Annotated in this window: 26 protein-coding genes, 1 other RNA gene and 1 pseudogene; 17 read left to right on the top strand and 11 right to left on the bottom strand. The window is 47.4% G+C overall.

Annotation, left to right across the window (positions count from 1 at the left end; translation table 11 throughout):
* Positions 1-147: 147 nt before the first annotated feature.
* The 4 genes from OGV83_RS01430 to OGV83_RS01415 all read left to right on the top strand — a co-directional run bounded on the left by OGV83_RS01430 (position 148) and on the right by OGV83_RS01415 (position 2,910).
* Positions 148-522 carry a DUF2799 domain-containing protein gene (locus OGV83_RS01430; protein WP_012134688.1) on the top strand — a complete coding sequence of 125 codons (375 nt, stop codon included), beginning with the start codon at positions 148-150 and terminating at the stop codon, positions 520-522.
* Between the two features lie 157 nt (positions 523-679).
* Positions 680-1,198: a regulatory sequestration protein YfiR gene (gene yfiR, locus OGV83_RS01425; RefSeq protein ID WP_047461885.1), complete on the top strand. Its 519-nt coding sequence runs from the start codon at positions 680-682 to the stop codon at positions 1,196-1,198.
* Complete coding sequence (gene dgcN / locus OGV83_RS01420; RefSeq protein ID WP_012134690.1) at positions 1,191-2,414, top strand: diguanylate cyclase DgcN/YfiN; 1,224 nt, start codon at positions 1,191-1,193, stop codon at positions 2,412-2,414. The genes yfiR and dgcN overlap by 8 nt, the downstream gene beginning before the upstream one ends.
* 13 nt (positions 2,415-2,427) lie before the next feature.
* Positions 2,428-2,910: an OmpA family protein gene (locus OGV83_RS01415; protein WP_058667979.1), complete on the top strand. Its 483-nt coding sequence runs from the start codon at positions 2,428-2,430 to the stop codon at positions 2,908-2,910.
* A 2-nt stretch (positions 2,911-2,912) separates the two neighbouring features.
* Here OGV83_RS01415 and OGV83_RS01410 read toward each other — a convergent pair whose 3' ends face one another.
* From OGV83_RS01410 to ffh, 7 genes are all read right to left on the bottom strand, one after another.
* Entirely contained in the window at positions 2,913-4,271 is a 1,359-nt protein-coding gene (locus OGV83_RS01410; protein ID WP_200096358.1) for a PepSY-associated TM helix domain-containing protein, read from the bottom strand.
* Positions 4,272-4,334: 63 nt separating this feature from the next.
* Complete coding sequence (locus tag OGV83_RS01405) at positions 4,335-4,688, bottom strand: DUF2946 domain-containing protein (RefSeq protein WP_012134694.1); 354 nt, start codon at positions 4,686-4,688, stop codon at positions 4,335-4,337.
* 190 nt (positions 4,689-4,878) lie between these two features.
* A complete protein-coding gene (gene rplS / locus OGV83_RS01400) occupies positions 4,879-5,226 on the bottom strand; it encodes a 50S ribosomal protein L19 (protein WP_012134695.1) in 348 nt (115 codons plus the stop codon).
* Between the two features lie 41 nt (positions 5,227-5,267).
* Positions 5,268-6,035, bottom strand: a complete 768-nt coding sequence (gene trmD, locus OGV83_RS01395; RefSeq protein WP_024130850.1) for a tRNA (guanosine(37)-N1)-methyltransferase TrmD — start codon at positions 6,033-6,035, stop codon at positions 5,268-5,270.
* A 44-nt stretch (positions 6,036-6,079) separates the two neighbouring features.
* A complete protein-coding gene (gene rimM / locus OGV83_RS01390) occupies positions 6,080-6,628 on the bottom strand; it encodes a ribosome maturation factor RimM (RefSeq protein ID WP_024130851.1) in 549 nt (182 codons plus the stop codon).
* Between the two features lie 18 nt (positions 6,629-6,646).
* On the bottom strand, positions 6,647-6,895 hold the full coding sequence (gene rpsP, locus OGV83_RS01385) for a 30S ribosomal protein S16 (protein ID WP_012134698.1): 249 nt from the start codon (positions 6,893-6,895) through the stop codon (positions 6,647-6,649).
* A 249-nt stretch (positions 6,896-7,144) separates the two neighbouring features.
* Complete coding sequence (gene ffh, locus OGV83_RS01380) at positions 7,145-8,506, bottom strand: signal recognition particle protein (protein ID WP_012134699.1); 1,362 nt, start codon at positions 8,504-8,506, stop codon at positions 7,145-7,147.
* A gap of 163 nt (positions 8,507-8,669) precedes the next feature.
* Here ffh and OGV83_RS01375 point away from each other — a divergent pair, with 163 nt between their 5' ends.
* Positions 8,670-9,461, top strand: coding sequence for a cytochrome C assembly family protein (locus OGV83_RS01375; protein WP_114848789.1), 792 nt, complete (start codon positions 8,670-8,672; stop codon positions 9,459-9,461).
* Between the two features lie 18 nt (positions 9,462-9,479).
* Positions 9,480-10,766, top strand: coding sequence for an HlyC/CorC family transporter (locus OGV83_RS01370; protein ID WP_047461874.1), 1,287 nt, complete (start codon positions 9,480-9,482; stop codon positions 10,764-10,766).
* Between the two features lie 52 nt (positions 10,767-10,818).
* Here OGV83_RS01370 and grpE read toward each other — a convergent pair whose 3' ends face one another.
* Complete coding sequence (gene grpE / locus OGV83_RS01365; protein WP_024130852.1) at positions 10,819-11,412, bottom strand: nucleotide exchange factor GrpE; 594 nt, start codon at positions 11,410-11,412, stop codon at positions 10,819-10,821.
* A gap of 124 nt (positions 11,413-11,536) precedes the next feature.
* Here grpE and nadK point away from each other — a divergent pair, with 124 nt between their 5' ends.
* The 3 genes from nadK to bamE all read left to right on the top strand — a co-directional run bounded on the left by nadK (position 11,537) and on the right by bamE (position 14,656).
* Positions 11,537-12,415: an NAD(+) kinase gene (gene nadK, locus OGV83_RS01360; RefSeq protein ID WP_024130853.1), complete on the top strand. Its 879-nt coding sequence runs from the start codon at positions 11,537-11,539 to the stop codon at positions 12,413-12,415.
* 85 nt (positions 12,416-12,500) lie between these two features.
* Positions 12,501-14,162 (top strand): DNA repair protein RecN, encoded by a 1,662-nt coding sequence (gene recN, locus OGV83_RS01355; protein WP_115625823.1) that lies wholly within the window; start codon positions 12,501-12,503, stop codon positions 14,160-14,162.
* 149 nt (positions 14,163-14,311) lie between these two features.
* Complete coding sequence (gene bamE / locus OGV83_RS01350; protein ID WP_012134705.1) at positions 14,312-14,656, top strand: outer membrane protein assembly factor BamE; 345 nt, start codon at positions 14,312-14,314, stop codon at positions 14,654-14,656.
* Between the two features lie 113 nt (positions 14,657-14,769).
* Here bamE and OGV83_RS01345 read toward each other — a convergent pair whose 3' ends face one another.
* Together OGV83_RS01345 and ratA are read right to left on the bottom strand one after the other, a co-directional pair.
* Complete coding sequence (locus tag OGV83_RS01345; RefSeq protein ID WP_012134706.1) at positions 14,770-15,060, bottom strand: RnfH family protein; 291 nt, start codon at positions 15,058-15,060, stop codon at positions 14,770-14,772.
* Positions 15,050-15,487: a type II toxin-antitoxin system toxin RatA gene (gene ratA / locus OGV83_RS01340; protein ID WP_024130854.1), complete on the bottom strand. Its 438-nt coding sequence runs from the start codon at positions 15,485-15,487 to the stop codon at positions 15,050-15,052. Before ratA ends, OGV83_RS01345 begins: the two co-directional genes overlap by 11 nt.
* A 169-nt stretch (positions 15,488-15,656) precedes the next feature.
* On the opposite strand from ratA, the gene smpB reads away from it, so the two are divergent.
* From smpB to OGV83_RS01305, 7 genes and pseudogenes are all read left to right on the top strand, one after another.
* Complete coding sequence (smpB, locus tag OGV83_RS01335) at positions 15,657-16,139, top strand: SsrA-binding protein SmpB (RefSeq protein ID WP_012134708.1); 483 nt, start codon at positions 15,657-15,659, stop codon at positions 16,137-16,139.
* A 145-nt stretch (positions 16,140-16,284) separates the two neighbouring features.
* Positions 16,285-16,647: a transfer-messenger RNA gene (gene ssrA, locus OGV83_RS01330) on the top strand.
* A gap of 166 nt (positions 16,648-16,813) precedes the next feature.
* The gene (locus OGV83_RS01325) at positions 16,814-18,043 is read left to right on the top strand and encodes an integrase domain-containing protein (protein ID WP_001438852.1); all 1,230 of its coding nucleotides are present in this window, start codon (positions 16,814-16,816) and stop codon (positions 18,041-18,043) included.
* A 273-nt stretch (positions 18,044-18,316) separates the two neighbouring features.
* Positions 18,317-18,447: pseudogene (locus tag OGV83_RS21590) on the top strand (tyrosine-type recombinase/integrase); the annotation flags it as partial.
* 201 nt (positions 18,448-18,648) lie between these two features.
* A complete protein-coding gene (locus OGV83_RS01315) occupies positions 18,649-19,806 on the top strand; it encodes a DNA cytosine methyltransferase (protein WP_021535603.1) in 1,158 nt (385 codons plus the stop codon).
* A gap of 4 nt (positions 19,807-19,810) precedes the next feature.
* Entirely contained in the window at positions 19,811-21,562 is a 1,752-nt protein-coding gene (locus OGV83_RS01310) for an ATP-binding protein (RefSeq protein ID WP_000429745.1), read from the top strand.
* A 113-nt stretch (positions 21,563-21,675) separates the two neighbouring features.
* Positions 21,676-22,710 (top strand): hypothetical protein, encoded by a 1,035-nt coding sequence (locus OGV83_RS01305; protein WP_000345320.1) that lies wholly within the window; start codon positions 21,676-21,678, stop codon positions 22,708-22,710.
* A 655-nt stretch (positions 22,711-23,365) separates the two neighbouring features.
* Here the strand turns inward: OGV83_RS01305 and OGV83_RS01300 are convergent.
* Positions 23,366-23,677: a conjugal transfer protein TraD gene (locus tag OGV83_RS01300; protein ID WP_001090614.1), complete on the bottom strand. Its 312-nt coding sequence runs from the start codon at positions 23,675-23,677 to the stop codon at positions 23,366-23,368.
* 836 nt (positions 23,678-24,513) lie between these two features.
* On the opposite strand from OGV83_RS01300, the gene mobQ reads away from it, so the two are divergent.
* A complete protein-coding gene (mobQ, locus tag OGV83_RS01295) occupies positions 24,514-25,998 on the top strand; it encodes a MobQ family relaxase (protein WP_116319146.1) in 1,485 nt (494 codons plus the stop codon).
* Positions 25,999-26,065: the final 67 nt, after the last annotated feature.

The following is a 26,065-nucleotide window of genomic DNA, read 5'->3' as shown; positions in this document are numbered from 1 at the left end:
TCGGTAAAGATTTCAATCCACATTCCGTAAATTTTACTTTACACAAACCATTTATCTCGCAATTAACGCCATTCAAATCGTACATAAAAATTTACATCATTATATTTGCGCATCCACTATGCTTTGAAAAACACAGGAGAACAGGCAATGAAGCGTTTCGCAGGCGCCTTATTTGTTTTATTCATCAGCGGATGTCAGATCGATCCTTACACGCATGCTCCCACCTGGACCGCGACCGACTGGTATAGCGCCGGTATCGAAGATGCGATTTCAGGCGTTGCCGTCAAAGATAACGAAACACTGGCTGACGCCTGGAACGATCCTGACGTGGAGCGAACGCAATATCTTAAGGGCTACGCCGAAGGCCAGCGAAAAACCTGCCAGTTAAACTTTGTCCACGCCAGAGGACTGGCCGGAAAAACATTTCCCGCCAGTTGCGACACGGTTGAAAACGCCAGTCAATTGCATGATGCCTGGCAAAAAGGCGCAGACGAAGGTGTTCGCTCAATGCGGCTAAATTAATTAAGACCTTACCAATAAATAAGTATGGGATTTAACTTAAGGAAATACCATTAATCGGCATGGTGTAATGACTGACAGGCAAAATAATGTTATTTTGCTGCAAACAATCACGGATGTATTTTGATGCTTTTTGACTGACGCTGGTGGGCACCTGTTTATGAGCTTTTCTCACCGACTCATACTCCTGCTAACGCTATTACTGGCAGGATTACCACTGTATGCTCAGGGCATCACAGAAGAAGCGAAATCTGTACGCTCAATCGTTTCCGGTATCGTCAGCTATACACGCTGGCCTGCATTATCTGGCCCTCCACGGCTATGTATTTTCGCCTCGTCTCGTTTTGCCGATGTGCTGAACGACAACAGCGCCAGGTCATTACCTTATCTGCCCGTCATCATCCGCACGGAGCAGGAAGCTCTGACAGCCCGTTGCGATGGCTTTTATTTCGGCAGTGAATCTCCGGCGTACCAGGTAGAATTAACGAATAAATATCCGTCTAAGGCATTGTTATTAATTGCCGAACAAAATACTGAATGCATTATTGGCAGCGCATTTTGTCTGATCATAAACAATGATGAAGTCAGATTTTCCGTAAATCTGGATTCCCTGTCACGCAGTGGCGTAAGAGTGAACCCCGACGTATTGATGCTTGCACGGAATCAAAAGCATGGATAAGGATTTTTTCCCTACAACGCGCCCGACCTTTAAGCGCACATTACGCCGGATCAACATGATCAGCGTACTGGTCACCATGTTGCTGATCTGGCTGCTGCTTTGCGTCGCCTCTGTCCTGACGCTGAAACAATATGCGCAAAAAAATCTGGATCTGACTGCCGCGACAATGACCCATAGTCTTGAGGCCGCATTGGTGTTTTCCGATGGCGTCGCCGCGACAGAAACGCTGGCCGCGCTGGGACGCCAGGGGCAGTTCTCGGCCGCAGAGGTTCGCGATAAAAACCAGAAGGTGATCGCCTCCTGGTACTATGACGCACAAGCGTCGGACGATAAGCTCAATGGCCTGATCAGCCAGTGGCTTTTCCCGCTGCCGGTGACTCAGCCCGTCTGGCACAATGGCAAAATTATCGGCGAGGTCTGCCTGACCGCGCGCGACAGCTTGATTGGTCATTTTATCTGGCTCTCGCTGGCGGTTCTTACCGGGTGTATTTTGCTCGCATCCGGCATTGCGTTAATGCTCACGCGTTATTTGCATAATGGCGTGGTGGACGCGCTGCAAAACATCACCGATGTGGTACATGATGTACGCACGAACCGTAACTTTTCACGTCGCGTTTCTGAGGAACGCATTGAAGAGTTCCATCTTTTTGCCCAGGATTTCAACAGCCTGCTGGATGAGATGGAAGAGTGGCAACTGCGGCTACAGGCTAAAAACGCCCAGCTTTTGCGTACCGCGCTGCACGACCCCCTTACTGGTCTTGCTAATCGTGCCGCCTTTCGTAACAGCATAACCGAGTTGATGAACGACAGCTCCGCCCGTAGCTGTTCGGCGCTGCTATTTCTGGACGGCGATAATTTCAAATTCATTAACGATACATGGGGGCATGCCGCAGGAGATCGCGTTTTGATCGAGGTCGCCCGGCGACTGGCGGAGTTTGGCGGCAATCACCACCAGCCATATCGACTTGGCGGAGATGAATTCGCCATGGTGCTTTACAACGTGCATTCGGAGTACGAAGTTAAACGCATTTGTTCGGCATTATCGCAAGAATTTAATCGCCCCTTTGATCTGCATAACGGGCATCTGGCGAGTATGACGCTGAGTATTGGTTTCGCGCTGACGTGGGAACATGCTTCCGCAGAAAAATTACAAGAGTTGGCCGATCGTAATATGTATCAGGCCAAACATCAGCGTTCTGAACGTTCAATTAAATAACAGGAATAGATATATGCTAAAGCGACTTTTCTCCCCGATCATTCTGATAGCGTTGATTCTGGCGGGTTGCCAGACGCCGCAGGGGAAATTTACGCCCGAACAAGTTGCGGCAATGAAATCCTATGGGTTTACTGAATCAGCAGGCGACTGGTCTCTGGGGCTGTCTGACAACATTTTATTTGATAAAAACGACTATAAGTTACGCCCGGAAAGCCAGCAGCAAATCCGCGAGATGGCCTCCAGGCTGGCAGCCACCGGGCTGAAACATGCCCGTATGGATGGCCATACTGACAACTACGGCGAAGACAGTTATAACGAGGCATTGTCGCTCAAGCGCGCCAATGTGGTTGCTGACGCCTGGGCCGAAGGCGCCAACATCCCACGCAGCAATCTGACGACGCAGGGTTTAGGTAAAAAGCACCCGGTCGCCAGCAATCAGAGCGCGAAAGGTCGTGCTGAAAACCGCCGCGTTGCCGTCGTCATCAGCACGCCGTAATGTTAGTCAACTGGCTGCGCAAGGGCGGCGCGAGACGTGCTGAACCAGCGCAGCCAGTCGATAACGATAAATACCAGCAGACTGCCTCCCAGCACCGGCATCGCCATCCCCAGGGCGACAGCCAGCACCAGAACCCCGCACCTTCCCGGCCAACCTAACGTAAGCCAACACTGCATCAGCGTTTGTGCCGGGTTAACGCCTGACCTGGCCGGTCGGCGAATCCACCACAGACGGTAGCCGATAATAATCATCAGGCAAAGCCCGATGCCGAAGGCGATCAGCAGTAACTGATTTGGCAGACCAAACAGTATGCCCATATGGAAATCGACGCCCCAGCGCGTCAGCTTTGCCATAAGCGGAAAGTCAGCAAAATGCGTCCGGTCGATAACATGCAGGGTTGCGGCGTCTACTGATACCGCATCAACCTGTGTCGGCCAGCGGCGATCAATTTCAGTTACCGTCCAGCCATGTTGCGCATCTTTGGCCGGACGAATCTCCAGCTTTTTAGCATCAATTCCCGCCGCCTGCGCCGTATGCAGAACCGCATCAAACTGGCTGACATCCATATGCATAACCGGCATTTCCTGCCCGGCATGATGATCGGCATGTTCATCAGCAGGGTGTTCGTCGCCATAAAGCTGCGTATTCACCTGCGGCGTCAGCCAGCCAAAAGCCGCACGCATTTTATCCACGTTGCCTCCGGCCCACTGGGACCAGGTTAAACCGGTTGCCGAGAACAGCAGCATCCCCGCCAGCAATAACCACCCCAGCATTACGTGTAAACGCCGGTTATTTTGCACCCGATTATTCAGCCGACGTTTTGGTCGGGTGAAATACCAGAGCATGATGCCGCCAGTCGCCGCAACCCACATCCAGGAGGCCGCCAGCTCGCTGTAAATTCGCCCGATATCCCCCAATAGCAAAGAGCGGTGAGCATAATCAATCCACTGACGCAGGGGCAAAATGCCACTGGTGCCATAGACCGTCATATCGCCTTTCACCGCCAGCGTCACTGGATCGATGAAAATCGCCCGGTTCTCGGAAGCGGCAAGTCCGGGGTCGGCAAACATCACCCGCGTCGTTGCGCCCTCTTCAAGAGCGGGACGAACGGCATGCAGTCGTAAATGCCCTCCCGTCACCTGTTGGGCAACGGCGATTTGCGCCGCCAGCGGTTGCCGCTCTCCTTGCCCTGTGCCCTGTAGCGCCGGTGCATAGAGCGCCTCTTCCAGTTGCGGCGTCGCAACGTAGAGCGTACCGGTTAAGGCCGCCACAAAGATAAATGGCCCGACAAACAGACCTGTGTAGAAATGAAAACGTCGCAGCAGGGTTATCCATGCCGCGCGCGGAGTGCAGGTTGTCATACTTTTCCTCAGAGAAAGCACACATGTGTCGTGACGCTTATGCGCACAAACGTATTGTTAGATTCAGGAAACAGCAGACCTGCGCGGCGGTGCGCGCGTATCGGGATAAAGCCAGGGGAAGAAATGCCAGTGTTTAACAACCGGGCGTGGCGGCGTCAGCTTTTGTCTGAGCAGCATCCCGGACAACAGGATGACCAGCGCCAGCATCAGGCCAGGAACATGGGTCAGGAGGACGCAATACCCGCACGCTTCACCGTGATCGACAGGCATCGGCATTGATGAAGACTGCCCATGATGTCCAACATGTTCAGCCATCATGCTCATGTCATGATGCATACCAGGCATGGCGCTCATGGGATCTTTTTGCAACGAGACGGAGATAAGCGGCGCCACCACGATCAGCAGGATCGCAAACATCGCGAGCCATGTCGCGTTGCGTTGATACGCAGGCTGACGAAATGTACCGATAACCACTGCCCCTCCCGTAACGAACGGGCATTGTAAATGATTTATGAACTAATGGTTAATATTGTGAGCTTCATGAAGATAAAAAAAGGGCCAGCCAACTGGCCAGCCCTTTCTTACAGGATGTCGCCTGAGCGATATCTTAGTTAAGACGCTCTTTAATACGAGCAGCCTTACCAGTACGCTCACGCAGGTAGTACAGTTTAGCTTTACGAACGGCACCACGACGTTTAACAGCAATGCTGTCAACTACCGGAGAGTGAGTCTGGAAGACACGCTCAACGCCTTCGCCGTTGGAAATTTTACGAACAGTGAATGCAGAGTGCAGACCGCGGTTACGAATAGCGATAACCACGCCCTCGAATGCCTGCAGACGTTTTTTGGAACCTTCAACAACCCATACTTTCACTTCCACGGTATCACCCGGACGGAAGGAAGGTACGTCCTGCTTCATCTGCTCTTGTTCAAGTTGCTTAATAATGTTGCTCATAATTTAATCTCTTATCCTGGGTAAACTGATATTTGGGGGTCTCAGACCAGCCCATCATGTTTATGTTGCTGTTGTGCGTGTTCCGTTTTGAACTCCGCCAGCAACCTTGCTTGCTCTTCAGTCAGAGCCAGGTTTTCCAGAAGTTCAGGTCTTCTAAGCCAGGTTCGGCCCAGCGACTGTTTCAAACGCCAGCGACGTATCTCAGCATGGTTTCCTGACAGCAATACTGCCGGTACTTCCATCCCTTCCAACACTTCAGGTCGAGTATAGTGTGGACAGTCCAGTAATCCATCGGCAAAGGAATCTTCGATTGCCGAAGCCTCATGACCCAGAACCCCCGGAATGAACCGGGAAACGGAGTCAATCAGCGTCATTGCTGGTAACTCACCACCACTGAGTACGTAATCGCCGATTGACCATTCTTCGTCAATTTCGGTTTGAATCACGCGCTCATCTATTCCTTCGTAGCGACCGCACACCAGAATCAGTTTCTGATTCGTTGCCAGTTCGCTGACGCCCGCTTGATCAAGCTTGCGTCCCTGAGGTGACAGATAGATCACCTTAGCGCCTTCACCCGCCGCGCTTTTTGCTGCATGAATGGCGTCCCGCAAGGGTTGCACCATCATTAACATCCCCGGTCCGCCGCCGTAAGGACGATCGTCCACGGTACGGTGCCGGTCATGCGTGAAGTCACGAGGACTCCAGCTCTGGATGCTCAGCAGGCCATTTTTTACTGCCCGGCCAGTTACCCCGTAATCGGTAATTGCGCGGAACATTTCAGGAAACAGGCTAACGATACCTATAAACACAAGCCAATCCCCATAACGCCGACTTTTACCGTTTATCCGGTGGTTTAAAAACCAGGATCCCAATCTACTTCGATAGTACGAGTAGCGAGATCGACTTTCTTGATAACCTGCCCATCGAGGAACGGCACAAGACGTTCCTTGATACCAAACGCATCTTTCAGGTTTGCCTTGATGACGATGACGTCATTCGAACCGGTTTCCATCATATCGACGACTTTACCGAGATCGTAGCCTTCAGTGGTCACTACCTGGCAGCCCATAAGGTCTTTCCAGTAGTAGGAACCATCTTCCAGCGCAGGCAACTGCGAGGAATCCACGACAATTTCGCAATTAGTCAGTAGATTCGCCGAATCACGATCGTCAACGCCTTTCAGCTTGATGATCAGATCCTGATTGTGGTGCTTCCAGCTTTCCAACTGTACTTGCTGCCACTGACCCGCCTTCTGGATAAACCAGGGCTGATAGTCAAAAATGCTTTCGGCGTCTTCGGTGGAAGAAAACACTCTGAGCCACCCACGAATACCGTAAGACGACCCCATTTTCCCCAAAACGATGGGTTCAACGGGCGCTTGCGCAGTGAGTTGCTTGCTCATCATGACCACCGTGACAGATTAAGCTGCTTTGTTTGCTGCTTTGATCAGCGCTGCAACGCGATCAGAAATAGTCGCGCCCTGGCCAACCCAGTGAGCGATGCGATCCAGATCCAGGCGGGTGCCTTCTTCTTTTTCGCTGGCGATCGGGTTGAAGAAGCCAACGCGCTCAATGAAGCGACCGTTGCGTGCATTACGGCTGTCGGTAACAACAACCTGGTAGAACGGACGCTTTTTAGCGCCGTGACGAGCTAAACGAATAGTAACCATAACATCCTCTTGTGTGAATAAAACACCCAGGCCCCATCGAGGAACGGAGCCCGGGTGTCATATTAAAAGCCCGAAAATTTTACTGATTTCTGGGGAAAATGCAATCAGCAGTTGATAACTCTGCTATAAAAGGCCGTCGGCGGTGCAGGCAGTTCGGTGCCGGTGTGCGCGCAGCCACCGGAGCGTACACGCAGTACGTGAGGATGGCGAGCACACCCCGGTGCCGAAATGGCAAACAAGCCAGGCTGATTAACGACCCGGGAAGCCTGGCGGCATCATACCCTTCATGCCACGCATCATCTTCGCCATCCCGCCTTTCTTCATTTTCTTCATCATGCGCTGCATGTCGTCGAACTGTTTCAGAAGACGGTTAACGTCCTGTACCTGCATGCCACAACCGGCTGCGATACGGCGTTTACGGGAACCTTTGATGATTTCTGGCTTCGCGCGCTCTTTCAGCGTCATCGAGTTGATGATCGCCTCCATCCGCACCAGCACCTTGTCATCCATCTGCGATTTCACGTTGTCAGGAATCTGGCCCATGCCCGGCAGCTTGCCCATCAGGCTCGCCATACCGCCCATGTTTTTCATCTGGTTGAGCTGTTCGAGGAAATCGTTCAGATCAAAGCCGTCGCCTTTTTTCAGTTTGCTGGCTAATTTCTCAGCCTGCGCGCGGTCAACTTTGCTTTCAATATCTTCGATCAGCGACAGCACGTCGCCCATGCCGAGAATACGGGACGCGATACGATCCGGGTGGAACGGCTCCAGCGCTTCGGTTTTCTCGCCAACGCCGAGGAATTTAATCGGCTTGCCGGTGATATGACGAATAGAGAGCGCGGCACCGCCACGGGCGTCACCGTCGACTTTCGTCAGTACCACGCCGGTCAACGGCAGCGCTTCGTTAAACGCTTTCGCGGTATTCGCGGCATCCTGACCGGTCATCGCATCGACGACAAACAGGGTCTCTACCGGATTAATAGAAGCGTGGACCTGTTTGATTTCGTCCATCATCGCTTCATCGACATGCAGGCGACCGGCGGTATCCACCAGCAGCACGTCGTAGAATTTGAGTTTCGCTTCTTTCAGCGCGGCATTGACGATATCAACCGGCTTCTGACCGACGTCAGACGGGAAGAAATCGACGTCAACCTGCTGCGCCAGGGTTTCCAGCTGTTTGATCGCCGCCGGGCGATAAACGTCGGCAGAGACGACCAGCACTTTCTTCTTGTGCTTCTCGCGCAGGAATTTACCCAGCTTACCGACGCTGGTGGTTTTACCGGCGCCCTGCAAGCCCGCCATCAGCACGACGGCCGGCGGCTGCGCGGCCAGATTCAGGGTCTGGTTCTCTTCGCCCATCGCCGCAACCAGTTCGTTGCGCACAATCTTGACGAACTCCTGCCCCGGCGTCAGGCTCTTGTTAACTTCATGACCAACCGCTTTCTCTTTTACGCGATTGATAAACTCTCGCACTACAGGAAGCGCAACGTCAGCCTCCAGCAGCGCCATGCGCACTTCGCGCAGCGTCTCTTTAACGTTGTCTTCAGTAAGGCGTCCACGGCCACTGATATTGCGCAGCGTGCGCGACAAACGATCGGTTAAATTATCAAACATTGTCTCTCGCCTGGGGTGGAAACGGTTGGTCGCTAGCGCGACACATATACAGAATTTTGTCGCAGTATAACATGAAGCCGCCTTTGTTGTTATGCAACGGTTGGAGCAGCGGTCACGTAACGCTATACTGCTTCTCTCTCACTGGCCAACTGTCGACACTCCTATGCCCGTTTTTGCTTTACTCGCTCTTGTCGCCTATTCCATCAGCCTCGCGCTGATCGTTCCTGCTTTGCTGCAAAAAAACAGCGGCTGGCGGCGTATGGCTATCCTTTCTGCGGTCATCGCGCTGGTGTGCCATGCTTTTGCGCTGGAAGCCCGAATCCTGCCCGGCGGCGAAAGCGGTCAAAACCTGAGCCTGCTGAACGTCGGTTCGCTGGTCAGCCTGATGATTTGTACCGTCATGACAATTGTCGCTTCACGCAATCGCGGCTGGCTGCTGCTGCCTGTTGTCTACGCCTTTGCGTTAATTAACCTGGCCTTCGCCACGTTCATGCCGAACGAGTACATCACCCACCTCGAAGCCACGCCAGGTATGATGATACACATCGGCCTGTCGCTGTTCGCTTACGCCACATTGATCATTGCCGCGCTGTATGCGTTGCAGCTGGCATGGATCGACTATCAGCTCAAAAACAAAAAGCTGGCGTTCAGTAATGAAATGCCCCCGCTGATGAGCATTGAGCGCAAAATGTTTCACATCACGCAGATTGGCGTGGTGCTGCTGACGCTCACGCTGTGTACTGGCCTGTTTTACATGCATAACCTGTTCAGCATGGAAAATATCGACAAAGCCGTTCTCTCTATCGTGGCATGGTTTGTCTATATTGTTCTGTTGTGGGGACATTACCACGAAGGCTGGCGCGGACGTCGGGTCGTATGGTTTAACGTCGCGGGCGCAGGCATTCTGACGCTGGCCTATTTCGGCAGCCGCGTATTACAGCAGTTTGTAAGCTAAGTCTTAAAGGAGCACCCCCTGGAACATATCTCCACTACCACGCTGATCGTCACACTGATCATCATGGTGGTTATTTCAGCCTATTTTTCCGGTTCCGAAACCGGCATGATGACGCTGAACCGCTATCGTCTTCGCCACCTGGCAAAACAGGGTAACCGTCCGGCAAAGCGCGTGGAAAAACTACTGCGCAAGCCGGACCGACTGATAAGCCTGGTTCTGATCGGTAATAACCTGGTCAATATTCTCGCCTCAGCCATCGGCACCATCGTCGGTATGCGTCTGTACGGCGATGCGGGCGTGGCGATTGCCACCGGCGTACTGACGTTTGTCGTCCTCGTATTTGCGGAAGTGCTGCCGAAAACCATCGCCGCGCTGTACCCGGAAAAAGTGGCCTACCCCAGCAGTTTTCTGCTGGCGCCTTTGCAGGTGCTGATGATGCCGCTGGTCTGGTTGCTTAACACCATTACCCGGCTGCTGATGCGTATGATGGGCATTAAAACGGATATCGTCATCAGCGGCTCTCTGAGTAAAGACGAACTGCGCACGCTCGTGAATGAATCCCGCTCGCAAATCTCCCGCCGCAACCAGGACATGCTGCTCTCAGTGCTGGATCTGGAAAAGGTCAGCGTGGATGACATCATGGTGCCGCGCAACGAAATTATCGGCATTGATATCAATGACGACTGGAAGTCGATCGTCCGCCAGCTTTCTCACTCGCCGCACGGGCGCATTGTGCTTTACCGCGACTCGCTGGATGACGCCATCAGCATGCTGCGCGTGCGCGAAGCCTGGCGGTTAATGTCCGAGAAAAAAGAGTTCACTAAAGAGACCATGCTGCGCGCCGCCGATGAGATCTACTTCATCCCGGAAGGCACGCCGCTCAGCACGCAGCTGGTAAAATTTCAGCGTAATAAAAAGAAAGTCGGGCTGGTGGTCAACGAATACGGGGATATTCAGGGGCTGGTGACGGTCGAAGATATTCTGGAAGAGATTGTCGGCGACTTCACTACCTCGATGTCGCCAACGCTGGCGGAAGAGGTCACGCCGCAGAATGACGGTTCAGTGATTATCGACGGCAGCGCCAACGTGCGGGAAATCAACAAAGCCTTTAACTGGCACCTGCCGGAAGACGATGCGCGAACGGTAAACGGCGTGATTCTGGAAGCGCTGGAAGAGATCCCCATCGCCGGAACGCGCGTGCGCATTGGCCAGTACGATATCGATATTCTCGACGTCCAGGACAATATGATTAAGCAGGTTAAAGTCTTGCCGGTGAAGCCGTTGCGGGAGAGTATCTCAGAATAATGTTGTAGGCCGGGTACGGCGAATGCCGCCACCCGGCGCTACGGATGGCAAATTACGCTTTCGCCTTCGCCACCGTCACCATCGCCGCGCGAATAGTACGACCGTTCAGCGTATAGCCTTTCTGCATAATGCCCAGCACGTTACCCGGGGTAACATCCTCAGACTCCACCATCGCAATCGCCTGATGCACGTTCGGATCCAGCGGTACGTTGGTGTCAGCAATCACCTCTACGCCGAACTTACGCACGACATCCAGCATGGATTTCAGCGTCAGCTCAATGCCTTCGACCATTGACGCCATATCTGGATTCGCTTTATCCGCCACTTCCAGCGCACGATCCAGGCTATCGATAACCGGCAACAGCTCATTGACGAATTTTTCCAGCGCGAACTTATGCGCCTTTTCTACGTCCAGCTCGGTACGACGACGCAGGTTTTCCATTTCCGCTTTGATACGTAACACGCTGTCACGTTCGCGATTCTGGGCTTCAGCAAGCTGCGCTTCCAGATTCGCAATTTTTTCATCGCGCGGATCCACCTGCTCAGCAGAAGCGTCTGATTCAACCGCCTCAACTTCTTCGTGCTGATCCATGATAATTTCTTCCGGGGCTTGCCCCTCAGGCGTTTTCTGTTCTTTACTACTCATGAATTTCTCCGCGTTTTTTTTTCGCATTCATCTCGCTAACTTCGCTTATTATGGGGATCAGATTCAGGGTTTCAAGGGAAGCACTCACATTGTCATCAATCTTCGCTACAAGGACCTCGAGAAAATGAACAATCATTTCAAGTGTATTGGCATTGTGGGACATCCACGTCACCCCACTGCACTGACGACACATGAAATGCTCTACCGCTGGCTATGCACAAAAGGTTACGAGGTCATCGTGGAGCAACAGATCGCCCACGAATTACAGCTGAAAAATGTAAAAACCGGCACGCTGGCGGAAATTGGTCAACTGGCGGATCTCGCCGTCGTTGTCGGCGGGGATGGCAATATGCTCGGCGCGGCGCGCACGCTGGCGCGCTATGACATCAAAGTGATCGGCATTAACCGTGGCAATCTCGGCTTCCTGACCGACCTTGACCCGGACAACGCCCTGCAACAACTCGCGGACGTACTGGAAGGCCATTATATCGCCGAGAAACGCTTTTTACTGGAAGCTCAGGTCTGCCAGCAAAACTGCCAGAAACGCATCAGTACCGCCATCAATGAAGTCGTGCTGCACCCGGGAAAAGTGGCGCACATGATTGAATTTGAAGTGTATATCGACGAAACCTTCGCCTTTTCTCAGCGTTCCGATGGTCTGATCATCTCCACGCCGACCGGTTCCACCGCCTATTCACTCTCGGCGGGCGGCCCCATTCTGACGCCGTCGCTGGACGCCATCACGCTGGTGCCGATGTTCCCACACACCCTATCCGCACGCCCGTTGGTCATTAACGGCAGCAGCACGATTCGTTTGCGTTTCTCACACCGCCGTAGCGACCTAGAAATCAGTTGCGACAGTCAGATTGCCCTGCCCATACAGGAAGGCGAAGATGTATTGATCCGCCGCTGTGACTACCATCTGAACCTGATACACCCTAAAGATTACAGTTATTTCAACACATTAAGCACAAAACTAGGCTGGTCAAAAAAATTATTCTAATTTAACGCCGCCCTCTTTACTGTATAAAAAACCAGTTTATACTGTATGTAATTACAGTTATGGTTTTTCATACAGGAAAACAGCTATGTTGGCACAACTGACCATCAGCAATTTTGCTATCGTTCGTGAACTTGAGATCGATTTCCAGAGCGGAATGACCGTCATTACCGGTGAAACCGGCGCGGGTAAGTCTATTGCGATTGATGCGCTCGGCTTGTGTCTGGGTGGCCGTGCAGACGCCGACATGGTGCGGGTGGGAGCAACCCGCGCAGACCTGTGCGCCCGCTTCTCACTGAAAGATACGCCAGCAGCGCTGCGCTGGCTGGAAGAAAACCAACTGGAAGAAGGGCGTGAGTGCTTACTTCGCCGCGTCATTAGCAGCGACGGTCGCTCCCGCGGCTTTATCAACGGCACCGCCGTGCCTCTCTCCCAGTTACGGGAACTGGGCCAGTTGCTCATTCAAATTCACGGCCAGCATGCGCATCAGCTACTGACCAAGTCTGAACATCAAAAATCCCTGCTCGACGGCTACGCCAACGAAGCGCTTCTGATTCAGGAAATGTCCTCACGCTATCAACTGTGGCATCAAAGCTGCCGCGATCTGGCGCATCATCAACAGCAAAGCCAGGAACGCGCCGCACGTATGGAGCTGCTGCAATATCAGTTGAAAGAACTGAACGAATTTAACCCGCAGCCCGGTGAGTTTGAGCAAATTGATGAAGAATATAAACGACTGGCAAACAGCGGCCAGTTGCTGACGACCAGCCAGAATGCGCTGACGTTGCTTACTGATGGCGAAGACGTCAATCTGCAAAGCCAGCTGTACACGGCAAAACAGTTAGTCACCGAACTAACGGGCATGGACAGCAAACTGTCTGGCATTCTGGATATGCTGGAGGAGGCCACAATCCAGATAACTGAGGCCAGCGACGAACTGCGTCACTATTGCGACCGTCTGGATTTAGACCCCAATCGCCTGTTCGAACTTGAGCAGCGCATTTCTAAGCAGATTTCACTGGCGCGTAAACATCACGTCAGCCCGGAAGCGCTGCCGCAGTTTTATCAGTCACTGCTCGAAGAACAGCAGCAGCTTGACGATCAGGCCGACTCACTGGAAACCCTGACGCTGGCGGTGAACAAACATCGCCAGCAGGCGCTGGAGACGGCAAAAGCGCTGCATACTCAGCGTCAGCATGACGCGCAGGAACTGGGGCAGTTGATCACCGAAAGCATGCATGCGCTGTCGATGCCGCATGGCCAGTTCACTATTGATGTGAAATTTGATGAGCATCATCTGAGCAGCGACGGTGCCGACCGCGTAGAGTTTAAAGTCACCACAAACCCGGGTCAGCCATTGCAGCCAATCGCAAAGGTCGCTTCCGGGGGCGAACTGTCCCGTATCGCGCTGGCAATCCAGGTCATTACCGCCCGTAAAATGGAAACCCCGGCGCTCATTTTCGATGAAGTCGATGTCGGTATCAGCGGCCCTACTGCGGCCGTTGTCGGTAAACTGCTGCGCCAGTTAGGTGAGTCGACTCAGGTAATGTGCGTCACCCACCTTCCGCAAGTTGCCGGTTGTGGTCATCAGCACTTCTTTGTCAGCAAAGAAACGGACGGCGCCATGACCGAAACACATATGCAACCGCTGGATAAACGCTCGCGGTTACAGGAGCTGGCTCGTTTACTTGGCGGCAGCGAAGTGACGCGTAATACCCTCGCAAATGCGAAAGAACTGTTGGCTGCGTAAACTTTTTTGACCCTTTAAGGTCTGAGTACAAAACAAAATCGCCGTAAGACCCGACACCAAAAGGTTTTAAAGTGGTGAAAGGTCTATTATCATCGGCATATTACATATGAGCCGCGTACTGCTCGGGCCCGAAAAGGAATCAAATCACTATGCGCTGTAAAACGCTGACTGCTGCCGCAGCAGTACTACTGATGTTGACCGCAGGCTGTTCCACTCTGGAGCGAGTGGTTTACCGCCCTGACATCAACCAGGGGAACTATCTGACCGCTAACGATGTCGCCAAAGTGCGCGTCGGTATGACGCAACAGCAGGTTGCTTATGCTTTGGGTACACCGATGATGTCCGATCCTTTTGGCACTAACACATGGTTCTATGTGTTCCGTCAGCAACCGGGTCATGAAGGCGTAACGCAACAAACCTTAACGCTGACCTTTAACAGCAACGGCGTGTTGACCAACATCGACAATAAGCCAGCGTTGACCGACAACAAGTAAGATTGTTTTCTGGTGTTAAAAAAGGTGCCATTGGCACCTTTTTTAATTATTGACGAACCTGAACCCGCTTTGCCGAAAGAATGCAGGCCTGATAAGCGTTCAGGCATCCATGATTATTTATTTGCCGATTTCTCCGCTCGCTGTCTGCGCAACTCTTTCGGATCGGCAATCAGCGGTCGATAGATCTCTACCCGATCGCCGTCATGAACCACGTCGGCAAGTTTTGTCGGGCGGCTATAGATACCGACTTTGTTTTTAGCGAGATCGATATCGGTGCGCAGTTCCAGCAAACCGGAAGCACGAATCGCTTCTTCAACCGTCGCGCCTTCCTGCAACGTCACACGCTGTAAATACTGTTTCTCGGGCAGCGCATACGCCACTTCGACGACAATTTTAGCCGACACTGTAAACCTCTTTGGCCCGAACGGTAAACGCCTGCACCATATTAGAAGCCAGCTCTTTAAAGACGCGGCCAAACGCCAGTTCAATTAACTTGTTGGTGAACTCAAAATCGAGGTGGAACTCGATGCGGCACGCTTCCTGGCTGAGCGGCGTAAATTTCCACCCGCCAATCAATTTTTTGAAAGGGCCATCGACCAGATGCATCAGGATGCTCTGGTTATTCGTCAACTGGTTACGTGTCGTGAATGTTTTGCTGATCCCTGCCTTAGACACATCCACGGCCGCCGTCATCTGACCCGGCGTCGATTCCAGCACACGGCTGCCGACACATCCCGGCAAAAACTGAGGGTAGGACTGAACATCATTCACTAACTTATACATCTGTTCCGCGCTATAAGGGACTAAAGCGGTCCGGCTAATCTGAGGCATAGCAATTTCCATCAACGTAAATCGAACAAATAATACCATTTATCCCCAGGTAAAAAAAACGCTATACCTCAACAGGGCCTACGCAGGTTCATGCTAAGATAACGCCTTATCCCCCGCAGGATGAAATGGGGTGTTTTTCGATTTCAGATTACCTATACTGAGCGGCATTATGACGAAGAAAAAAGCACACAAACCTGGCTCAGCCACTATTGCGTTGAATAAGCGCGCCCGACACGAATACTTTATTGAAGAAGAGTTCGAAGCTGGACTCGCCCTGCAAGGTTGGGAAGTTAAATCCCTGCGCGCGGGCAAAGCGAATATTAGCGATAGCTATGTCCTTCTCAGGGATGGCGAAGCGTATCTGTTCGGCGCAAACTTTACGCCAATGGCCGTCGCCTCAACGCACGTCGTGTGCGACCCCACTCGCACCCGTAAACTGCTACTGAACCAGCGCGAACTCGACTCCCTGTACGGACGCGTCAATCGTGAAGGTTATACCGTCGTCGCGCTTTCACTGTACTGGAAGAACGCCTGGTGCAAAGTGAAAATCGGCGTCGCAAAAGGTAAGAAACAGCATGATAAACGCTCAGACCTGAAAGAGCGTGAGTGGCAACTGGATAAAGCCCGTATCATGAAGAATGCAGGCCGCTAAACGTTCCCTGATAACACCGCTTTCGTTGCTGGCTATTTAAGCAAATCGTTCCATCACGCGAAATGAGCGGTAAATCCTTGAAGATAAGGAAAATCGGGGGCTGGTCACGCGTGTCACAACTCTGTTATACTTAACGTAACACATTGGGGCTGATTCTGGATTCGACGGGATTTGCGAAACCCAAGGTGCATGCCGAGGGGCGGTTGGCCTCGTAAAAAGCCGCAAAAAATAGTCGCAAACGACGAAAACTACGCTTTAGCAGCTTAATAACCTGCTCTGAGCCCTCTCTCCCTAGCTTCCGCTCTTAAGACGGGGATCAAAGAGAGGTCAAACCCAAAAGAGATCGCGTGGATGCCCTGCCTGGGGTTGAAGCGTTAAAACTAATCAGGCTAGTTTGGTAGTGGCGTGTCCGTCCGCAGGTGCCAGGCGAATGTAAAGACTGACTAAGCATGTAGTACCGAGGATGTAGGAATTTCGGACGCGGGTTCAACTCCCGCCAGCTCCACCACTTTTTAGTAAAACAAAGTCTACTAAAGACTATCAAGGCCGCACCTCGCAAGGGTTGCGGCCTTTTTCATGTCTAGCGAAGTCTACTGAGAATTGCTAGAAGCTACGCATTATGGGACCCTTATATGGACCCACCGGTTGGGTCCAATAATTTGAGGGTCCAATACATGGCAAGGCAGACTAAAAAACTCACAGACACTGAAATCAAAAACACCAAGCCAGCAGACAAAGAGATCAATCTCTTCGATGGTGATGGGCTACTGCTACGAATCGCTCCTTCATCAAAAGGAGGGAAGAAGAACTGGTATCTCAGATATCCAGTACCAGTGACCAAGAAGCGCACTAAGATGAGCTTGGGAACCTACCCTCACCTCTCATTAGCAAAGGCAAGAGCTTTACGTGATGAATATCTGTCTTTGCTTGCTAATGGTATTGACCCTCAAGCCCACATCACTGAAAAAACTAACGCTCTGAAAGATGCCACGGAGCATACGCTACAAGCTGTTGCCCGAAAGTGGTTAGATGAGAAGATAAAAACCGCTGAAATAACGGAAGACTATGCAAAAGATATATGGCGTAGTCTTGAACGGAACATTTTTCCCGGCTTGGGCGACGTTCCTGTCAAAGAGATCCGCCCCAAAATGCTCAAGCAGCATCTAGACCCAATTGAGCAACGAGGTGTACTTGAAACTCTACGCCGCATCATTTCTCGCCTGAATGAAATTTTTCGCTATGCTGCCACGGAAGAGCTTATAGAGTTCAATCCTGCCGACAATCTCGCTCAGCGTTTCAGTAAGCCTAAGAAGCAAAACATGCCTGCCCTTCCACCCGATGAGCTACCACGCTTCATGGTTGCTTTATCTAACGCATCTATACGGTTAGAAACCCGTATGCTGATCGAGTGGCAATTATTGACGTGGGTAAGGCCCGGTGAAGCCGTTCGGGCAAGATGGTGTGATATTGATGAAGAGAGCGGATTTTGGAATATCCCTTCAGAATTCATGAAAATGAAACGCCCACATAAGGTTCCATTGAGTAAAGAAGCTCTTCGCATACTTGAAAACATGCGCCCTATCAGTGGTCATAGAGAATGGGTTTTCCCCAGCATCAAAGCTCCCCTCAGTCATATGCATGAGCAAACAGCAAACGCCGCCATAATCAGAATGGGATTCGGTGGTGAATTGGTAGCTCATGGTATGCGGTCTATCGCCAGAACAGCAGCAGAGGAGTCTGGTAAGTTCAGAACAGAAGTTCTCGAGGCGGCTCTTGCTCACTCGAAGAAAGATGAGATCGTAGCCGCTTATAACCGTGCCGAGTATCTAGCAGAACGAGCAACACTAATGCAATGGTGGGGTGATTATGTTCAGACGCAGAAATTTAAGGCTCTAGCGGCATGATAATGAAAATACTGCATGGATTCAGATCAACATGCCGAGATTGATTTGACGAAACTACTAACTAACCGTGTTAGAGTCATTGAAGTCACCAGTTGGCAGACAACGTCAAAGTAGCTTATCAACATAGGACTTTATGGCCTAAACTGGTGGCACTAATGGATAACTGGACCACTTGCCTTGCAAATGCCTAGCTGTCGATTTAACACCATCAATAATACACATGATCAAAGGTGCTATGACAACGATGCAGACCCCGTGGTCATTGCTTCTGCATACCCGATTGAGTCTGGATTACCGTCAGTGGACGCTGCTAAGTGCCAGATGAGCAATCAGAAGCGTAACAGTGTCGTGCTGCTTACATCAATCTTGCTGAACATCTCGATGAGCGCAGGTTGATGCTACAAAAGCAGGCATAAAATTCGAATATGATAACGCAACAAAAATACATTACCCATTGATTTTAAATGATTTTCCCACTCCACAAGGAAATGTAAATATCACATCTATATTCCCATAAGTTTAGAAAGTTGCTAAAATATCTCTTAATATTAAGGGCATAGTAAAGAATAACAGTGCCCTACCAAACGGATATTTATAGGAAAGTTATGAGCAAAGCACCCGTAGTAATAGATCTTTTTTGCGGATGTGGTGGTTTTGGACTTGGAGCCAAGTTAGCAGGCTTTGATGTCATAGCCGCTGTTGATATAGATGCTACTTTGCAGTCAGCTTATGCCCGCAATTTTCCAAATACTAAAATTATAAATGGCGATATTTCATTATTGGGAGAATCTGAATGGAACTCAATAATATTGTCAAAGAAAATTGATGGAATAATAGGTGGCCCCCCTTGTCAAGGCTACAGCCGAATGGGGCATTCTGACGTTAATGATCCACGCCGTTCACTTCTGAGACATTTTTTTAGAACAGTTAATATAATAAAACCTAAATTTTTTGTTATGGAAAATGTTGAAGGCTTAATGGATGAGAAAAACGTATATGAATTAAAATCAGCACTAAAGATATTGGATGCTGATTATCAAGTCCTAGACCCTATGATCATTGACGCTTCTGACTTTGGTGCACCAACGAGAAGACGCAGGGTTGTGGTTATAGGTTTTATTCCTGAAGAGTTTGAATGTGGATTAAATAGTGAGACGCTCAAAGCTGGTAATTATGAGAGAAATACTGTCAGGAATGCGATAAGTGATCTTCCCGCACCACTAATGAAATCAAAAAACAATGATATAACTGATTTCGGTTGGCACAAGTATAGAGATGTAAATGTAGAAAATTTATCAAAATATGCAAAAGAAATGAGATCTCTTCCACCTAAAGGCATGGGATGGAAAAATGCCATAGATAAAATGAAGATAGGTGAAATAAGTGGTTTTTTTAATACACTTCATTCTCCAAAAGTTAAAGCAAGATATTCTTCGATATTACCGGGAATGGTTGATCCTGTTAGTAAATCGAAATGCCTTTTGTGGGATGGATTATGTCCAACATTGAGGGCTGGAACTGGAAGTGATAAGGGAAGTCATCAGGCTGTACGTCCTTTACATCCAGAAGAAGGAAGAGTAATTACTGTTCGAGAAGCCGCCCGTCTTCAGGGATTTCCAGATTGGTTTGTTTTCCATCATACTAAATGGCACAGCTTTAGAATGATTGGGAACAGTGTATCCCCATTAATGTCAAAACATATCATGGGGGAAATTTATGATGCATTAAATAATATTGAAACGAATGCTATTAAGGTAGGCTAGAAACATGGAAAATAATATAATAGAACGTTTGTCAATAGACACCGGTGTTAGCGCCACTTTTTTGGAAGAAGCTCTGACAAAAGATGTGACGACCTTAGAAGCAATATTTGATTTGGTTGATAACTCTATCGATGCGGCGAGAGACTGGTTAATAGCAAATAAATGTAATAGAGGAAAAGATAATTTACCTCTAACTTATGATGGATTCTATGTTTGCATAAGGATAGATGAAGATAGTATTCGAGTTCTTGATAATTGCGCTGGTATTGATAGAGAAACTCTTACCAAAAGAGCATTATATACGAATAAACCATCTCAGCACGAGTATGGCATTGGATTATATGGAATAGGTTTAAAACGCTCATTGCTAAAAATGGGTACTGATTTTTCTTTTTATGTTGATGATGGTATTGAAGGTTTCAAGTCGAGGTTTAATAATCGAGGGATCGGAGGTGGTAAGGAAGACCCGGTCTATGCTGATGTTATTCCTACAAAGAATAGAAGGAAGTCACTATTTAACGTTTCCAACTTAAAAAACGAAATAAAAAATGATCTTCATAATAATAGATGGTTCACTAATGCCGTAAGTGAATTTTCTTTGAGGTATGCTATATATGTACGGAAAGGATTTAAAATAGTTCTTCATCATGTTAAGAATAATGTTAGAGAACCGATTAAAAGTGTAGCTCCTAGCTTAAGAACAAAATGTGAATTTCCACCAACACAAGAAGTAATAAAATTTGATGGAGTAGATGTTATTATCGAAACAGGGATTCATAATGAATATACATTCCCCGGTGAAGATAATTATAGTCTTGCAAATAATAGAAAATTAACAGATTATTTTGGTATATACTTTTCCTGCAATGACAGAGTTATAGTATCTGCGAGTACAGAGAAGTCGCATGGCTGGAAAACGAAGTGGCACTCAGAATATAACGGTTATGTTTGTTGGGTAAAATTTGTATCAAAAGACGCGGCTTTGCTACCTTGGAATACAGCTAAAACTGGATTACGTACTGATAGTTCTCTTTTTCTTGCTGTGAGAGATCGCTTACAGCCTATTGCTGATAATTATAGATCGATCATAAAACAACGATATTATAACAAGAAAAAAGATACACCTCAAAACCCAGTGAAAGGTGATAATAAAGGCATTCCCGGTGGCGAAGGAGGCGATAAAGTAACTAATGCTGGTGCTAACACCGGACCTGCTGCAGTAAGACCAATAAAGCCAATTAAACCCGTTAGGCCCAAAGCTCGGCCTGTCACTGATCTACCGCGAAACAGAGATATCTTTGTTGATTGGGGGCGAAACACAGTCGATGTTCCGAAGTATCGCAATAAGGAATATCATATTTTTGTAGAATTGTGCAATTTGAGTTCATTAGATGAACCTATAAGCTGCATTGTCATGCTGAGAGTTTTTTTGGAGACAACTTCGAAGGAAACAATGAAATGCATGAATGCTAACTGGAATAAATCACTTGCGAAAAATACAGCTTTTATCGCACAATATCTAAATAAAAATAATTTTATTACCGATAGTGTCAAACTTTTAGTTGAAAGGTATGGCAGGACTGATGAAGAAACCCTGCTATCCATTAATAATATACAATCTCTTGTTCATTCTGTTGATTTTAATACTGACAAAACTCTTGTAAATAGATACTGGGATGACTTAGAACCATTTTTATCAGGTTGTTGGCGTTTCATCAAAGAAATAGATGATAAAAAAAATTCGATGGCTAACTAATACTATTTTCAAGCCACTTCTATTCTTAGAAGTGGCTTATTTTTTGTTTTCTAGATTATTACTTTGAAAGTTTAGATTTATTAATTTATTTAAAGTCAATGAGAGGTTAAGTAATGGACTTTTTCTTGCCAGTAATCAGTAAGGATTTGTTTCATGAAAATTTCAGAAGGGTGCTATTAAAGAATGATCAACTGGCCCAAGCTCTTTTTAATCAATGGGCAAACGGATTTGTGGACAGAGATAACAAAATAATAAAAGAATTTCAAACATCATTCAACTCAACATTTTGGGAAGTCTATCTTTATGCAGTGTTGAAAAATTATGGCTTAGATGTTAACTTTAATTTCTCTACACCGGATTTCTGTATCTCTGATTCAGACTTTGTCATTGAAGCTACAACGGCAAATGCGGCAAGGGATAAAACACCTGAGTGGGAAAAAAATTATACACCAGAAGAGATGGTAAAGTTAAACCGATTTGGAGAGTTGAATAGAGAAGCTATTATAAGGCTCAGTAGTGCTATAACGCAAAAAGACAGAAAATATAATAGCAGTTATTCAAAGTTGGATCATGTCAAAGGTAAAGCATTTGTTTTGGCCGTAGCACCATTTGAACAGCCATATTTTAACTTGCAGTATGATCGTGCAATCAGAGCTGTGCTATATAGTGATTACGTAAACGAAGATGCTTATTTAGATAATCCAGAGCTATATCCTGAAGGGCCTCCAAATCAACATTTAGATTATATTACTAAAGATAATGGTACAGAAGTGCCGCTCGGTTTTTTTTGTGATAATCAGTACGAAAATATTAGCGCCATCATTTTTAATTGCAACGCAACTTGGGGTAAGGTTGTTGCATTAGCGAATAAAAATAATCCAAATGGTCAAATCAGCTCAGTTTGGGCAGTTCCACCAGAAGGTAAACCAAAGGGGATAATATGTAAGCCTTCAGAATATAATGAAAACATTCTGGACGGCTTGATGATATTTCATAATCCCTATGCAAAAAATCCACTTTCTCCACATGTTTTTAGATCTGATCGAGTAGTTCAATTCATCCCCGATCATAAAACCATGATGCTACAAGTGGAAAACTATAATAACTGCCTACACTCCAGAAGTGTAATTGTCGCCAATTTTATATAAAAACACGGTTACCTGATAAATCATAAAATATAAATAATCTAACGAGAAAAGAGCCTTTCGGCTCTTTTTTTCCCTTGAAGGAAACTACCCGTTGGGTAGAATACATATCCCCATACTTGGGGCAACTCAATCAGCCCATTGGGCTGTAAACTACTCCCCATATATGGGGCAATCAGACACTTCGTTTAAGTGAATATTCTCAAGGAATACTTAATAAATACAATATTAAATATCGATTGTCAAATATATTCCTGTATTTGGAAAATATTATCCATAGCCACCAATCACAAATAAATTTAATACTCCATAAAAAGTCTGGAGGTTCAAAAAAAACTCCTGATGCCTTATCTCTTTTATATCTTATGTTATATTTCTGAATATGAGGACAAGGTATATAACAACCACAGAGAATTTTTATAGGCTGCTATTAGCTGACACTCCTTTCCCCGTCGCTGTTTCCTATAAAAGAGCCAGAGATAGATAATAGCATTTTTATTTCTATCCTATTCACTCTGGATCGCTCGGCTCACAGCTTGCTGGGGCGCTCGGAACATCAACATAGGATAAAATACCTACCATTTTAATAAATCATTAGGTTATAAATGTCAAGATAACGCATATAATTATATAGAGGTTTCTCACGGCTATAGACACTTCATTTCTGCCTCCCAACCATATCCTCAAGAAATCTTTTTCCTCTTAATTTTACCCTTGCTTTATCTTCAATGCTAATATTCGAGGATTGTAATATCAATCCTAATATTAACTCTTTATCCACTTCTTCTACTTTGCAGCCAACAGCTTTAGCCACTTCTGCACCCAAAATGATCTTTAAGCGTGTCTCTGCGCTCTTGGATAGAGATTTTTCTTTACTCTTAAGGCGATTCAGACGCATTTGAGCTGATGCTATTTTTTGCTTAATGGTTTTTTCTGATCTCGGCTTTCTACCTTTATCATCCGTATTCATAATTACTTTTCCTTTTAGTTGTCAAAAACATGGAATACAATTAAAAAAGGAAAAGGTCAAACCATAGGCAGAAGGTTGAATACTTTTTATTCCAGATTAAATAACGCAGCGCGAGATGATTGTTCAAAACAATCACATTGCTGGAACAGGGTTCATTCCTGTTAATGATAGGATTCATCCCGAAAAATGATGTTTTGGTTTTAAAAAATTGATATCAGTAAGCTCAAAATAAAAACATGCAACACATACGAATGCAGTCACTAACATTAATTACCTGATACTCTCCGCGTTACTTATTTTATTGAATCAATGAAAACAATTTTACCTCTTGTTTTTTGACTCTGATTTCTGGTCTTAACCTGTGAATTGTGCAACACATAAAAGAATTTATAATTTTCACTTTTTATCTTAAATTCTGCTTTCCCGCCTCGCGGCGGGATACTAATTTAACTAAGTTTGCCCTTACGGGCGCTCTCTAAAACCAAAACTCTTGATATTTTTGGAATACCTCAGCCGTTCATCCGATTTCACCCTCATTTAATTTCACAGCCTGTAAAACTAGCGTTATTATTTAAGAGTAAGAAAACTTTTTACATTGTCGTTATTTTTAGCTCCTTTAGGAGATATAAAAATAAAGCAATGCCCACCTATACACTACTACGCAGTGTGTGGGGTCTACCGACGGTTGCTGCCGCAGGCTAACACCGTTTCCTTCGGAAACAAGGTCAACGTCAACACCAAAGTTTTTCTTACGAAAAACTAAAACCAGCATAGTCGCATTGGAGATTTATATTTTGGTTTGATATTTAAATTCATATTGAGGTTGTTTTTATTGTATGGCTATTTTTCATCTTGATTTTAAAATTGTGAAACGTTCTGAAGGTAGGTCTTCCGTTGCGAAAGCTGCTTACCATGCTCGTTGCAAAATCACAGATGAAAGAACGGGTGATACCTATGATTATAGCCGCCGTACCGATTTATACGGGCATTTCATATTAGCGCCAGTTAATGCTCCAGAACATATCGTAAAAGATTCTACAGCATTGTGGAATGAAGTTGAAAGGGTTGAGCGTCAGAGCAACGGACAAACAGCTCGTTATTTCGATGTCGCCATTCCTGCCGAGTTAAATAATGACGACAAGAAAAAACTTGTTCTTGAGTATTGCCAGAAAAACTTCGTTGATAAAGGCATGATTGCCGATATCGCTTTCCACGATCTTGATAGTGATAATCCTCATGCTCACGTTATGTTGACATTAAAAACCATAGGCCCTGAAGGTTTTGGTAAAAAAGAAAGAAGCTGGAACGACAGAAAAATGTCTGTGTTGTGGCGTGAATCATGGGCATCTATAGCTAACAGCTATCTTGCTGCTGCTGGTTCATCAGAACGTATTGATCATCGTTCTCTTCAGGCCCAGCACGAGGAAGCGTTAGAAAAAGCAGCAGCAGCTTTAGATAATGAAGAAAAAGCGTTATGGCTTGCTAAGGCCGCTGAAATAAATCGTCCTGCAATGAAACGTATCCACAGCGCTAAATGGCGTAGTAAGTCTGCTCAGGAGCAAAGAGCCGCAGAACAGGCTGTTCGTGATGCAGCTAAGCAGGAAGCGGTTGAAGTCTACAAAACATTCAGTGAACTTGATCTTGAAATCATTGTTGATGTCAGAAGCTTTACTGTGGCTGTTCTTGCTGAACCAGAAGAGATCGTATTACCAGAAAAGCACTCCGGCTCTTCTACTCATGAAACACAAAGGCCTGTATTGGTAGCACCAGTTCCTCATAATCGTGTGCGTAGTGTCAAATCTTACCGTGATAAATCCAAAGTCAGTAAGGTCATTGCTGGTAAGAAACCATCGGCAAGTATTTCTGATTCTGGAACAAATACTATTCTGAAAACATCCTCCTCTCAAAACCCAAACAGGGCATCCAGAAGCGCCCCTGAACATATTAAGAGGCAACAGACTACTACACATCAAGATAATGTTTTTAAACGTATCACTACCATTTTATTCGATTTTATGAGGGGTAAATTAAGATTGTCTAAAAAAGATAAATCTAAAGTTGATTTTATCAGTGAGGAACATGATAAACGTATTGCTGAAAACTACGTCTTTGACGAGGTATTAGGCCGTCATATTACTCGAACTAAATTTGAGAAAATGTCTAGTTTCAATTGTCAAAATGACGAACAACCACCTAATGAGAATCAGCGTTTTCCGGATCGTCATCTCAACCCTATACCTCCTGTAAATGATTTTGAATGCACACCAACAAGCCCGGAAGATAGGAAATCAGTATCTAAATTGAAACCACCAAGATATTGATAAGATTGTAGGTATGTATGAGGACAGCGCCTGCAATACTAATTATTTGGTGGGGAATCCTCATTAA

This window comes from Citrobacter sp. CK189 (assembly GCF_030333505.1).
In the GTDB taxonomy this organism is placed as follows: domain Bacteria; phylum Pseudomonadota; class Gammaproteobacteria; order Enterobacterales; family Enterobacteriaceae; genus Citrobacter_B; species Citrobacter_B koseri.
This window is presented reverse-complemented; position numbering and strand designations above follow the sequence as displayed.